Genomic DNA, 13,641 nt, shown 5'->3' with positions numbered 1-13,641 from the left:
TGGGTGTTTTTTTTTGTTTGGGGGGGGGGTTTTGTAATACGTTTTTGGGTTTTGTGGGCTGGGGGCCCGGCCCCTTTCGCGCTTTTATACGCCATCGCCCAGAGGTCTCAAAAAAAAATCCACCCGGAGCCCCCAACCCACCGCCCCACCCCCACCTCAACCGCACAACGCCCCCACCCCTCACCGCAAACCCCACCCCCCGGCAACCGCGCAGCGCGGGCACCCGACCCACAACCACACCCAAACCCCACCCGCAACAGGATCCCGACCCGAGCAGCGCACACCCGACTTTGTCGGACCTCTGCCTGGGCGACGGAGTTGCTGTGGTGGGAGCGCGGCGCGGGTGCATGGGGCGCAACCGTGCCGAGCGGCCGGTCCTGCGAGCGGTCGGGGTGACCGGCGGTGATCGAGACCCACGGATCGGGTAAGGCATGAGTTGTCCGCCGGGGGCGGGACGGTGTTCCTGGGGCAACGTCGCGAAGTGTTGACAACTGTGCGGCGTGGGCGCACGAGCCACGACCGCGCCGAGCGGCCGGTTGCCGGCCCGTGTGGCACCCCGTCGGATTGGAACTGGCATCCGGGGCAGGTGCCCGGTGGCTGGGATGGAGCCTGAGGATCATCCTACCGGGGGTGCGGCGACCGTCGGTGATCACCGCAGGTGGCGGGGCTGGAAGCGATAACGGAGTGTTCCGCAAGGGGTGTGGCGTTATCGTCAGCCGTTTCCTGACGGCGGGCGGGGCGGGTAATGTTCTCCGATGCCCGATACGGACAGCCGGGAGAGAGGAGCCGCCGGGGCGACGGCTTCGACAGCTTCGACACGTGCCTGGAGAAAATGGGATCGCGCTATCCGCCGTTCCGGTCTGACAACGTTGTCAGGCGATTGGATGATTGCCCTGCGTCATCGCGGTTGAATGTCGAATCACCGGGTGGGCGGTATGGGTCGGCCGAGGGTGTCGGATAGCGTCTGAGCGCACGTGGAACCGGCCACTGTAGACGGTGGCCGGCGCTGGTCGCCTGTCAATTTCTCCGCAGACAGCCACCGCTGCCGTGTTGGCGGCGGGGGCTCGTTGTCGCGCGTCCGTTTTCACCGAAGTGGGGCGAGAGCAGGAGGTGCCAGTGGGTGGGACCCGTCAGCCGCGGCATGAGTTCATTCCGATAGCGGTCATCGGGGCCGGGTGCAGATTCGCGCCGGACCTGGACTCGCTGGATGATTTCTGGTCTTTTGTCATGGGTGGCGGCAACGCCGTCTCGGACATTCCGGCGATGCGTCTCGAACCGTATGTGGACGGCAACCCGCAATTAGCGTCGGTCTTACGCAAGGCGTCGACGCGGGCGGCCTACCTCGCCGACGTCGACGGATTCGACGCCACATTCTTCGGTGTTTCCCCGCGCGAGGCGGCGGTCACGGATCCACAGCAGCGGCTGTTCCTGGAAGTGGTGTGGGAGGCGCTGGAGCACGCGGGCATGGACCCGCTGTCGCTGGCCGGCACCGACACGGGCGTGTACGCGGGAGTGACGTTCGCCGAATACGGCCGCCGCACCCTGGAGGACCTCACGGACGTCGAGCCGTGGGCGGGCATGGGCAGCACCTACTACGCGGTGGCCAACCGCGTATCCTACTTCCTCGACCTGCATGGCGAAAGCCTGGCGGTGGACACGGCCTGCGCGTCCTCGCTGACGGCGGTGGACCTGGCCTGCGAGCGGCTGGCGGCGGGCCGGATCTCGTGCGCGATCGTGGGAGGCGTGAGCGTGCTGCCCACCCCGCACGGCTTCGTGGCGCTGGACGAGATGGGCGCGACCTCGCCGGACGGCCGCTCCAAGTCGTTCTCGGCCGACGCGGACGGCTACGGCCGCGGTGAAGGCGCGGGCGCGGTGGTGCTCAAGCGCCTGGACGACGCGACGGCGGCGGGGGACCGGGTGCTGGCGGTGATCAAGGCCAGCGTGTCCCGGCACGAGGGCCGCACCCAGGCGATCATGGTGCCCAGCGCCGACGGCCAGGCGGCCATGCTGACCGAGGCCTACGAGCTGGCCGGCATCCTGCCCGAGGCGGTCGACTACATCGAGGCCCACGGCACCGGCACGCCGGTCGGCGACCCGATCGAGGCGGCAGCGCTGGCGGCGGTGGTCGGCCGAGGCCGACCGGCCGCCCAGCCGTGCCTGATCGGCTCGGTGAAGCCGAACATCGGCCACCTGGAGGCGGCGTCGGGCATCGCCGGCCTGATCAAGACGGTGCTGGCGGTGCACCACGGCCGGATCCCGCCCAGCGTCGGCGTCACCACTCCCAACCCGGACATCCCGTGGGAGGACAACGGCCTGCGGCTGGTGACCGAGCCGACGCCGTGGCCGAACCACGGCGGCCCGCGCCGCGCCGGCGTTTCCTGTTACGGCTACGGCGGTTCCATCTCGCACATCGTCGTCGAGCAGGCCCCGGAGACCGCGAAACCCCCACGCGGCAACGCATCCCCCGATGCCACGGTGGTGCCGGTCTCGGGCCGCACCGAGGCGGCATTGCGGGCCAACGCCGCGAACCTGGCCGACTGGCTGGAATCCAGCCCTGACAACGACTTCGGCGCGTTCGCGGCCACGCTGGCCCGTCGCCGGGCGCACCTGGCCAGCCGCGCCGCGGTGGTGGGCGACCGCGACGCCGTGTTGGCCGGGCTGCGGGCATTGGCGGCCGACGAGCCGGCGGACGGCCTGGTGACGGCCGAGGCCCTGCACCGGCAGGACCCCGTGTGGGTGTTCTCCGGCTACGGCAGCCACTGGGTCGGCATGGGGCGGGAACTGGCCGCCACCGAACCGGTTTTCGCCGCGGTCATCGACGATCTCGACCCGGTCTTCGAGCAGGAGTTGGGCATCGGGGCGCACGCCCTGCTTGCCGGCGACGACCAGAGCCACGTGGATGCCATGCAGGCAGCCACTTTCGCCATGCAGGTGGGGTTGGCGGCGCTGTGGCGGTCGCACGGCGTGGTGCCCGCGGCCGTACTCGGTCAGTCACTAGGTGAGTACGCCGCCGCGGTCGTGTCGGGAGCGCTCACGCTGGCCGACGCCGCCCGGGGCGTGTGCCGGCGGGCGAAAATCATGCGCCGCGTCGAGGGCGAAGGCGCGATGGCGTTGGTGTACCTGGACTTCGACACGGTGGTCGCGCGGCTCGCCGGCCGCGCCGACCTGGCCGCCGCCATCACCTCCTCGCCATCGTCCACTGTGGTCTCCGGCGACATCGCCTCGGTCGAGGCGCTGCTGGCCGAGTGCGAGGTGGAGGGGGTGAAGGCCTTCCGGGTCAACACGCCGGTCGCCTACCACAGCCACCACCTGCGGCCGCTGGGCGACGACGTGATCGCCGCCCTGTCCGACATCGAGGCAAACCCGTTGACCCTCAAGGCCTACAACACGACGCTCGCCGACCCGCGTGCCGAGACGTCGAGGGACGCGGCCTTCTGGGCGGTCAACATGTACGAGATGTGCCGGTTCACCTCGGCCGTGCAGGCGGCGGTCGAGGACGGGCACCGGCTGTTCGTGGAGGTCTCGCCGCACCCGCTGGTGGTGCACTCGGTCAACGAGATACTGGCTGGCGAGGGCGTCATCGTGCACACGTTGCGCCGCAACGAACCGGAGCGGACACGGTTCCGCACCGCGTTGGCGACGGTGCACTGCCACGGCGCGCCCCTGGACTGGAGCCGGGTTCACCCCGACCTGGCCCTGGTCGACCTGCCCACCAACGCATGGCAGCACCGGCCGTACTGGCACAACGGCAAGGCCAGCACGGCCGACGCCGGCCACGACCCGGACAGCCACACCCTGTTGGGCGCCGAAATCGCGATAGGAGGCGGCAGCCCGACCCGGCTGTGGCAGACCACCCTGGACGAGGCCAGCCGGCCCTACCCGGGCACGCATCCCGTGCACGGCGTGGAGATCGTGCCGGCGGCCGTGCTGCTCAACACCTTCCTGGCCGGCGGCGACCTGACTGCTCTCACCGATGTGAACCTGCGGATCCCGCTGGCGGTCGAGCCGCCCCGGGACGTGCAGGTGATCCGCCAGGGTCGCGTGCTGACCCTGGCCAGCCGCCCGCAGGGCGAGGCCGACGACAACTGGCTCACCCACACGACGGCGGTGGCCTCAAGCGGAAACCGGTTGGAGGCAAACGACTTCCCGGACTTCGCGGCGGCGTGGAAGCGGTGCGCCGAGGTGCTCGACGGCGACGCGGTGCCGGCGCTGATGGCCGAGATGGGCGCCGACGGTCTGGGTTTCGACTGGCGGGCAACGGAGTTACGCCGGGGCGATGCCGAGATGTTCGCCCGCATGACGATGGGCGGCGGCCCGCTGTCCTGGGCCCATGCCCTGGACGCGGCCGTCACCCTGACGCCGCTAGTGCTGCCGGACCGTGACGGGCAACGAATGCCGGCGCACATCGAACTCCTGGCGGTGGCGGACACCGTGCCACCGAACGAGATCCAGGTGGCGGCACGGGTAAGCCCGGCCTCGCCGCTGGACTCCGTCGACGTGTGGGTGGCGGACGCCGCCGGCACGCCGGTCGCGGTCGTGCGGGGAGTTCGCTTCGGGCTGCTGGATTCCGTCGACAGCGCGGTGACGGACCCACGCCGGCTGGTGCACGAGCTGATCTGGCGGCCGCTGCCGGATCCCGAGCCCACGCACCGCATGGCCGACCCCCGGCTGGCCGTGATCCTCAGCGATGACGACGAGTTCGTCCGGGAGATCGCGTCCCAGCTGGTGGCCGGCGGCCTGCGCTGCGTGCATGTGCGGGAGCCGGAGGAGTTGCCCGACCTGCGCGACGACTTCCACGAGCCGAGTGTCGTGTTGTTCGCGCCGGCGATCCCGGCGGCGGGCGAGTCGCTGGCCGAGGCGGCGGCGGCCACTACGTGGCGGTACACCCGAACCGCCCAGCATCTCAACGGTTTGGGCGCCGCGGTCGAGCCGAGGCTGTGGTGCCTGACCCGAGGCGTGCGCTCGGCGGCGTCGGCCGCGTCGGTCGCGCACGCGCCGTTGTGGGGGGCTGGGCGGGTGACCGCCAACGAGCATCCCGAGTTCTGGGGCGGCGTCATCGACTTCGCCGACGGCATCGAGGGCCTGCTGGGCGTGCTGCGGGCTGCCCCCCGTGACGACATCTTGTCCTTGACCCGAGGCGACATCGAGGTTTCACGGCTGTCGGCAATTGACCGGTCGCCCGACCAGAGCGCGGTGGAACTGCGGGCCGACGCCACCTACCTGGTCACAGGGGGACTAGGTGACCTCGGCCTGGAGGTGGCGGCCTGGCTGGTCGGGCGGGGCGCGCGACGCCTGGTGCTGGCCGGCCGCACCCCGCTGCCGCCGCGCCGAAAGTGGCCTCTGGTCACGGATCCGGCCGTGCGCCGGCAGATCGAGGCCGTCATCGCCCTGGAATCGCTGGGCGTGGCCGTGCATCCGGTGGCCCTGGACATCGCCGACGCCGGCAAGACGATCAAGGTGCTGGACGGCCTTCAGCTGCCGCCCATCCGCGGCGTCGTGCACGCCGCCGGCGTGCTGCACGACCAGCTGGTGGCCCAGGTCGACCATGCGGCGCAGGCCAAGGTGTTGCGCCCCAAGGTGGCCGGCGCGCTCGTGCTGCACGAGCTGTTCCCGCCGGGGAGCCTGGACTTCCTGGTGCTGTTCTCCTCGTGCGGGCAGGTTTTCCAGGTGCCCGGGCAGCTCAGCTACGCCGCCGCCAACAGCGTGCTGGACACGCTGGCGGCGCACCGGGGCGACAACACCCAGAGCCTGGCCTGGACCGCCTGGCGGGGACGGGGCATGGCCGCCGGGGCCGGCGCGGCCCTGGCCGCCGTGATGGCGGCCCAGGGCACCACCGATCTGTCCACTGTGGACGCGTTCCGGTGCTGGGAGTGGGCCGAGCGGTTCCACCGCCCGTACCTGGCGGTGCTGCCCCTGACCCCGCTGGCCCCCGGCGAGCGGCGGCTGCCCGTCTTCGGCGAACTCGCCGCCGACGAGCCGGCCGATGACCGGACCGAGGACTGGGGCGAGCTGACCCTGGACCGGCTGGCCGAACTGGTGACCAGCGCCGTGGCCACCGAGCTGCGGCTGCCGGAGGCCGAGCTGGACGCCCGCCGGCCGCTCACCGAGATGGGCATCGACTCGGTGATGAGCATCGCCATCCGCGGCCGCCTGCAACGCCAGCTGCGGGTCGACCTGCCGGCCACGCTGCTGTGGACCTACCCGTCCGTGCAACGAATCGCGGAATTCGTGGCCGGGCTGCTGGGGGTGGAGGAGCTGGTGTGAGCCGGCGCTGACGTGGTGAAGGGACCCTTCCTGACGTTCAACGCGAGGAAGGGCCCCTTCATGACACCGGACGTGGTGAAGGGGCCCTTCCTGACGTTCAACGTGAGGATGGGGCCCTTCATGACGTGAAAGGAGCTCGGTCAGGCGGGGGCGGCTTCGGGGAGCTTGGTCATGGCGTGCTCGATGAGCCTGATCAGGGCCAGCTTGCTGGAGTCGCGCTCGCGGGCGTCGGCGTTGACGATCGGCACGCCCTCGCTGATGGCCAGGGCGGAGCGGATCTCCTCGGGCTCGTAGTGGTGGGAGCCGTCGAAGTTGTTGACGGCCACGATGAACGGGACCTCGCGGCGTTCGAAGAAGTCGATGGCGGCGAAGCTGGTGTCCAGCCGGCGGGTGTCGATCAGCACGATGGCCCCGATGGCCCCGCGGGCCAGCTCGTCCCACATGAACCAGAAGCGGTCCTGGCCGGGCGTGCCGAACAGGTACAGCACCAGCCGGGGACTGATGGTGATGCGGCCGAAGTCCAGGGCCACGGTGGTGGTGGTCTTGCCCTCGATGCCGACCAGGTCGTCGATCCCGGTGCTGGCCTCGGTCAGCAGCTCCTCGGTGCTCAGCGGCGGGATCTCGCTGACCGAGGCGACCAGGGTGGTCTTGCCGACGCCGAACCCGCCGGCCACCAGGATCTTGACCGCCTCGGGGACCATGGTCGATGACTGGCTAGAGTGCACGGACACCATCCAGAACCGCCTGAAGTAGTTCCCGGCCCGGCGCGCGCAGCGCCTGGGCGGGAGGTCGGACAACCACGTCGCCGCGGTCGATCAGGTCGCTGATCAGCACCTTCACCACGACCAGCGGCACGTTCACGTAGTGCGCGATCTCGGCGACCGACAGCGCGCGGTGGCACATCTCCAGGATCGCCTGCTGCTCGGGGCCGATGCCGACCCGTTCGCTGGTGGACGGCACGGTCACGACCTGGGTGGCCACGTCCAGCCAGGAGGCCCCGGGGCGGGTCCGGCCGCCGGTCATCGCGTACGGGCGGACCAGCGGACCGGCCGCCTCGTCGAACCACTCGACTTCGTTCTCGGCCATCGCTACGCCCTCTGCTCGGCCGTCTTGGCCGTGCGCGGAGCCGCGCTCAGGTACACGCCGACCTGCTTGACCAGCAGGTTCATCTCGTACGCGATGAGGCCGATGTCGGCGTTCTCCTCGGCCAGCACGGCCAGGCAGGCGCCCCGGCCGGCGGCGGTGACGAACAGGAACGCGTGCTCCATCTCCACGATGGTCTGCCGGACCTGCCCGCCGCCGAAATGCCGGCCGGCGCCTCTGGCCAGGCTCTGGAAGGCCGAGGCCATCGCCGAGAGCTGGTCGGAGTCGTCCCGGGACAGCCCGTCGGACTTGCCGATCAGCAGCCCGTCCGCGGACAGCACGACCGCGTGCCGGGCGTCCACCACCCGTTCGACCAGGTTGTCGAGCAGCCAGTTCAGATCGGTTTCGGAATGCGCCTTGTCGTTCATCAGGTCCTGACTTCCCTGTTCCTACGCTCGAGGGTCGGGGGACTCGCCTGCTTGCCGGCCTTTGAGCGAACCCGCCTGGTAGGCCGACATGGTGTGCCGGATCTCCTCCGGCGACCGGTAGTCGTCGTCGAGGTCCAGCTCCGGCTCGTCCTCGAGGTCACCGCGCAGCTGCGGCGCGAGGCTGTTCTGGGGCTGCCGCTGGGGCAGCGTGGGACGGGGCGCGGTGATGCCGAACGACGGCGGCGGCTCGCTCACGTCCTCGGCCTCCGGCCAGCGGGTCGGGGCGGACGGAACCGGCAGCGACTCGGCCGGCGCGCCGATGGCCGCGCCGGGCGGGGTGGGGTCCAGTGCACCCTGGAGACTCTCGGTGGTCTGGACCTGGTCGGCAAGACGTGACCGGCTCAGCGCCCAGAACTCGTCCAGCTCCGAGCTTTCCGACTGCTCGGCGGCCTCGGCCTCGACCACCTGCTTGTGGGTCAGCTGGGTGCTGTCGGGCCCCCGGTCGGCCGGCCCGGAGGTGGCCAGGATGGCCGAGGGCAGCAGCACGATGGCCCGGGTGCCGCCGTACGGGGAGACCCGGAACTCGACGTTGATCTCCAGCCGGCTGGCCAGCCGGGCGATCACGAACAGGCCCAGCCGGGAGTCGGTCTTCAGGGCCATCGCGTCGAACTCGGGCGACTCGGCCATCATCCGGTTGGCCCGCTCCCGGTCCTCCTCGCTCATGCCCAGGCCCTGGTCCTCCACCTCGACCACCGCGCCGCGGGCGACCAGGGTGCTGCTGACCAGCACCTGGGAGCGGGGCGGGGAGAAGGAGGTGGCGTTGTCGACCAGCTCGGCGATCAGGTGGATGGTGTCGGCCACGGCCGAGCCGACGATCGACACCTCGGGGCCGCGCTCCACCTGAACCCGGTGGTACAGCTCGGTCTCCGACACCGCGGCGCGCAGCACGTCGACCAGCTTGACCGGCTTGCGCCAGCGCCGGCCGGGCAGCTCGCCGCCCAGGATGATCAGGTTCTCGGCGTTGCGCCGGGCCCGGGTGGCCAGGTGGTCCAGCTGGAACAGCCGCTCCAGCTGCTGCGGGTTCTCCTCGCCGCGCTCCATCAGGTCCAGGATCTTCAGCTGGCGGTGCACCAGGCCCTGGTTGCGGTGGGCGATGCTGAGGAACACGTTGTGCACGCCGTCGCGGGCCTGGGCCTCGGTGACGGCGGCGGTGACGGCGGTGTACTGGGCGGCGTTGAACGCGTCGGCCACCTGCCCGATCTCGTCCCGGCCGAAGTCCAGGTCGGGCAGTTCGGCGCGGACGTTGACGGCCTCGCCCTCGCGCAGCCGCCGCACGATGTCGGGCAGCCGGTGCTGGGCCAGCTGCAACGCCTCCTCCCGCAGCCGGGTGAGGCGGGTGACCAGGGTGCGGTCGACCAGGGTCCGGGACACCCGGACCGCGGCGACGATGGCGCCGATGGCCACCAGCAGTGCGACCACCGAGCCGACGACGGCCCAGGTGAGCTGCTGGTTGGCGTCGGAGATGGCCTGGCCGGAGACCTCGTCGGCGTTGGCGATGGTCAGCGCGGTGAGCTGGTCGAGGACCTGGGTGGACAGCGAGTTCCAGGACGCCTCGGTCACCGGCAGGCCGGTGGCCCCCCGCGCCCACGGGCCGTGCTCGATCAGGCCGTTCTCGGCCGCCACCAGCTGCTTGTACGAGTCACCCTCGAACAGGGCGGTGAACTTGGCCCGGATGTCGTCGCGCAGGAACGGAACCGATTTGTCCAGCTCGGAATGGTAGGTGCCGACCAGGTTCGAAAAGTTGCGAAAGTCCTCGGGGGCCAGGCCGTTGGCGGCGAAGCCGGCGGAGATCACCGCGGCGCCGCGGGACATCTGGTCGGTGGCCCGGAACACCTCGGTGGTGGTCGCGCCGTCCAGCGCGACCTGCACCACCGGGAGAATGCGGCCCTGGGTGTCGAACAGGCTGGACGCCGAGTCGATCAAGGTGTTGTAAAAGGTATAGACCTGAGCCTTGTCGATACTCTTCGTGTCGATCTGTGCACGGATCTTGGGCAACTGATCGATGCTCGCGTAGAGCTTCTGCGCGCTCTGCACGACCTCCGGCGGCGCGCTGGACAGGACCGCCTGGGAGGCCGACCGCATCGCCGTGAAGTACTGGTCGGTCTGCTGCTCCTGGTTGTGCAGGTCGGTCAGGCCGGAGGCGGGTTTGCCCAGATAGGCCATGCCGAGCTGGCGTTCTTTCTCGGCGGAGACCAGGCCGGTCACGGCCGGAATGGAGATGTCGCGCACACTGGAGACGACGGCTTTGACGTAGAATGCCCCGAAGACCAGGTAGGCGGCCGAGCCCGTCCATAGCACGATCAGCGTGATGCTGGGGATCAATACCGCGCCGACAAGCCGTGACCGGATCGACTTGTCGTCTTTGCTGGAATCACTCTTGTTCTTCACGGCGCTCCATGGCCGACCTCGGGGACAAGCAGGTGGCGGCCTCTGTCGGGTGACTGGTCCGGCTTCTACGACAGCTGTTCCTGCTCCGTTGCCGGGATACGCTGTTCCGACTCCCGGGCCACGGGACGATCGCGTGCATCTGTTGATCTTCCTGTGGCCGAGAAACCTAGCAGATCCGCGAACGCCGCCCAATGGGCCGTCGGACGCCCATCAGGGCATTCGCCGCCTACTGCGATGAACGTACAACACTTTGCGCCGAACGGTCGCCTCGGGTTGGGTCGCGCTATCGCATATCGGCAAAAACGGTCCACGGGTCCGCCGGTGTTTCACTCCTTCGGCGGTGTGCGGGCAGTGATCGACATCTATGGGGGACGATATACCTTCGCATGGTTGACAAATCTCGATCGCGGCCGCTATGCGGGGGCGGCCAGGGTGTCCAGGATGGACTGGCCGTATTTGGCGAGTTTGTTCTCGCCGACGCCGCTGACCGTGCCCAGCTCGGCCAGCGTGGTCGGGGCCTGGGTGGCGATCTGGCGCAGGGTGGCGTCGTGGAAGATCACGTAGGCCGGCACGCCCTGCTCGCGGGCGGTGGCGGCGCGCCAGGCCCGCAGCTGCTCGAAGACGGGGGCGGCCTCGGCCGGCAGTTCGGCGACAGCGGCGGCGGCCTTGGCGGTGCGGGCGGCCCGGGGTGCCTTGGCGGCGGTCTCCCGGCGCAGCCGGACCTCGCGCTTGCGGCCGAGCACGTCGGCGCTGGCCTCGGTCAGCGACAGGGTGCCGTAGTCGCCCTCGACGGCCAGCAGGCCCTGGGCCAGCAGCTGCCGCGCCACGCCCCGCCACTCCGACTCGGTGAGCTCGGTCCCGATGCCGAACACGGTGAGCCCGTCATGGTCGTGCTGGATGACCTTGGCGGTCTTGCGGCCCAGCAGGATGTCGATCACCTGCCCGGCCCCGAAGCGCTGCCGGCGCTCCCGGTCCAGCCGGAACACCGCCGACAGGAACTTCTGCGCGGCAACGGTTCCGTCCCACGACTCGGGCGGCGTCAGGCAGGTGTCGCAGTTGCCGCAGCGGTCGGTGAGGGTCTCGCCGAAGTAGGCCAGCAGCCCGCTGCGCCGGCACTCCACGGTCTCGCACAGCGCCAGCATCGCGTCCAGGTGCTGGCCCAGCCGCCGCCGGTGGGCGTCGTCGCCCTCGGAGGTGTCGATCATCTTGCGCTGCGAGATCACGTCCTGGAGGCCGTAGGCCAGCCACGCGGTGGACGGCAGCCCGTCCCGGCCGGCGCGGCCGGTCTCCTGGTAGTAGCCCTCGACCGACTTGGGCAGGTCCAGGTGGGCCACGAAGCGCACGTCCGGCTTGTCGATGCCCATGCCGAAGGCGATGGTGGCCACCATGACCAGGCCGTCCTCGCGCAGGAACCGGGCCTGGTTGGCGGCCCGGGTCTGCGCGTCCAGGCCGGCGTGGTACGGCAGCGCCGGAATGCCTTGCTCCACAAGCCATTCCGCGGTCTTGTCGACCGAGGACCGGGACAGGCAGTAGACGATGCCGGCGTCGCCGGCGTGCTCGGTGCGCAGCAGGTCCAGCAGCTGCCGCCTCGGCTCGTTCTTGGGCACGATCCGGTACTGGATGTTGGGCCGGTCGAAGCTGGACACGAAGTGCCGGGCCTGCTCCAGGTTGAGCCGGCTGGCGATCTCCTTGCGGGTGACCTCGGTCGCGGTCGCGGTCAGCGCGATCCTGGGCACGTCCGGCCAGCGCTCGTGCAGGTGCGACAGCTGGAGGTAGTCGGGCCGGAAGTCGTGCCCCCACTGGGAGACGCAGTGCGCCTCGTCGATGGCGAACAGCGACACCCGGCCCCGCTCCAGCAGCCGCGGCGTGGACTCCATGCGCAGCCGCTCCGGCGCCAGGTAGAGCAGATCCAGCTCGCCGGCCACGAACATGGCCTCCACCATCTGGCGTTCGCCCGGATCCTGAGTGGAGTTCAGGAATCCGGCCCGCACGCCCAGCGCGCTCAGCGCGTCCACCTGGTCCTGCATCAACGCGATCAGCGGCGAGATCACCACGCCCACGCCGTCCCGGACCAGCGCGGGAATCTGGTAGCACAACGACTTTCCGCCGCCGGTCGGCATCAGCACCAGCGCGTCGCCGCCGCCCGCGACGTGGTCCACGATGGCCTGTTGGTCACCGCGGAACGAGTCGTAGCCGAAGACGGTGCGCAGCACATGTGCCGGATCTGTCACGCCGCCCGAGTGTAGTCCGGCAAGTCGATCGTGTTGGCGGTGCGGTTGACCAGCCACGTCAACAGGCCGTTCAACGGCTTGGTGTTGAGCACCCGGTAGACCCGCCCGCGGCCGCGGATGGCCCGCGCGGTGGCCGGCGCGAAGAAGCCGCCGGTCTGCCTGGCCTGGTTCTGGCCCGCCTTCGCGCTCGGCCGGATGATCCGCTCGTACGCGGCGAAAGCCTGGTCGTGGCCCGGATTCTCGGCCAGCTCGCCGGCCAGCACGTAGGCGCCGGCCATCGCAAGCCCGGTGCCGCCGCCGCCCGCGCCGGCCGACCACGCGGCGTCGCCGACGAGCGCGACACGGCCCTTCGACCACTTGTCAAGTCGCACCTGGCTCAGCGCGTCGAAGAACAGCGTGTCGGTCCGCGCCAGCCCCTCCAGCAGGGTCGGCAGCTCCCAGCCGGCGGCCCGGAACCGGTCGGTCAGGATCCGCTTGTGCTGCTCGGTGTCCCGCCGGTCGTAGCACAGCGGCTCGGCGGCGAACACCAGCAGCACGCCCATCCGGTCCCGGTCGATCGAGCTGGTGACCATCGCGCCGATGCCCGGCTCGGCGTACATCCGGCCCTCGTGGTCCAGCCCGAGGTGGTTGGGCACGGTGTAGTACGCCGCGTAGTGGCCGAGGTGGGTGGTGAAGTCCCGCTCCGGCCCGAAGGCCAGCGACCGCACCCCCGAGTGCGCGCCGTCCGCGCCGATCACCAGGTCGAAGGTGCGGGGCGCGCCCTTGGCGAAGGTGACGTCCACGCCGCCGGCGTGCTCGGTGAGCGCGGTGATCCGGTCGCCGAAGACGTACTCCGTGGTGTTCCTGGTGTGCTCGAACAGGATGCGGCTCAGCTCGCCGCGGGGGATCTCCAGCTCGCCGCTCATCACCGCCGACGGCACGCGGGCCTGGAACCGGCCGTCGGCGTCGACGATCGTCACGTCGCCCATGCGGGTGCTGCGGGCCTCGATGGCCGCCACCAGGCCCATCTTGCGCAGGATCTCCAGTTGCTCGCCGCGGAAGTCGACGGCCGAGCCGCCGGCCCGCAGCGCCGGGGCCTGCTCGACCACGGTGACCTCGAAGCCGTGCCGGCGCAGCCAGTAGGCGGCGGTCGGACCGGCGATGCTCGCTCCGGAAATCAGGATCTTTGTCATGGCCACACCGTGGCG

The 13,641-nt window shown here is 70.5% G+C and carries 7 protein-coding genes; 1 reads left to right on the top strand and 6 read right to left on the bottom strand.

What is annotated here, in order from left to right:
* The first annotated feature begins 996 nt into the window (after nt 1–996).
* Nucleotides 997–6,264, top strand: a complete 5,268-nt coding sequence (locus ACIG5F_RS44490) for a beta-ketoacyl synthase N-terminal-like domain-containing protein (RefSeq protein WP_396526297.1) — start codon at nt 997–999, stop codon at nt 6,262–6,264.
* Nucleotides 6,265–6,404: 140 nt separating this feature from the next.
* On the opposite strand, the gene ACIG5F_RS44485 is transcribed toward ACIG5F_RS44490, so the two are convergent.
* The 6 genes from ACIG5F_RS44485 to ACIG5F_RS44460 form a co-directional block, all read right to left on the bottom strand.
* Entirely contained in the window at nt 6,405–6,965 is a 561-nt protein-coding gene (locus tag ACIG5F_RS44485) for a GTP-binding protein (protein WP_396526296.1), read from the bottom strand.
* A gap of 13 nt (nt 6,966–6,978) precedes the next feature.
* Entirely contained in the window at nt 6,979–7,350 is a 372-nt protein-coding gene (locus ACIG5F_RS44480; protein ID WP_396526295.1) for a DUF742 domain-containing protein, read from the bottom strand.
* Between the two features lie 2 nt (nt 7,351–7,352).
* The gene (locus ACIG5F_RS44475; protein WP_396526294.1) at nt 7,353–7,775 is read right to left on the bottom strand and encodes a roadblock/LC7 domain-containing protein; all 423 of its coding nucleotides are present in this window, start codon (nt 7,773–7,775) and stop codon (nt 7,353–7,355) included.
* Nucleotides 7,776–7,796: 21 nt separating this feature from the next.
* Nucleotides 7,797–10,223 carry a nitrate- and nitrite sensing domain-containing protein gene (locus ACIG5F_RS44470; protein ID WP_396526293.1) on the bottom strand — a complete coding sequence of 809 codons (2,427 nt, stop codon included), beginning with the start codon at nt 10,221–10,223 and terminating at the stop codon, nt 7,797–7,799.
* Between the two features lie 413 nt (nt 10,224–10,636).
* Nucleotides 10,637–12,454, bottom strand: coding sequence for a DNA helicase RecQ (gene recQ / locus ACIG5F_RS44465; RefSeq protein ID WP_396526292.1), 1,818 nt, complete (start codon nt 12,452–12,454; stop codon nt 10,637–10,639).
* A complete protein-coding gene (locus tag ACIG5F_RS44460; RefSeq protein ID WP_396526291.1) occupies nt 12,451–13,626 on the bottom strand; it encodes an FAD-dependent monooxygenase in 1,176 nt (391 codons plus the stop codon). The genes recQ and ACIG5F_RS44460 overlap by 4 nt, the downstream gene beginning before the upstream one ends.
* Nucleotides 13,627–13,641 lie beyond the last annotated feature (15 nt).

This window comes from Kutzneria sp. NPDC052558 (assembly GCF_044547355.1).
Classification (GTDB): domain Bacteria; phylum Actinomycetota; class Actinomycetes; order Mycobacteriales; family Pseudonocardiaceae; genus Kutzneria.
Note: the sequence above shows the minus strand (reverse complement) of the source record. Positions and strands in the feature narration are given on the sequence as shown.

Coding starts and splice junctions, on each gene's coding strand:
- ACIG5F_RS44485 (WP_396526296.1), bottom strand. CDS start 6,965: ATGGTCCCCGAGGCGGTCAAGATCCTGGTGGCCGGCGGGTTCGGCGTC.
- ACIG5F_RS44480 (WP_396526295.1), bottom strand. CDS start 7,350: ATGGCCGAGAACGAAGTCGAGTGGTTCGACGAGGCGGCCGGTCCGCTG.
- ACIG5F_RS44475 (WP_396526294.1), bottom strand. CDS start 7,775: ATGAACGACAAGGCGCATTCCGAAACCGATCTGAACTGGCTGCTCGAC.
- ACIG5F_RS44460 (WP_396526291.1), bottom strand. CDS start 13,626: ATGACAAAGATCCTGATTTCCGGAGCGAGCATCGCCGGTCCGACCGCC.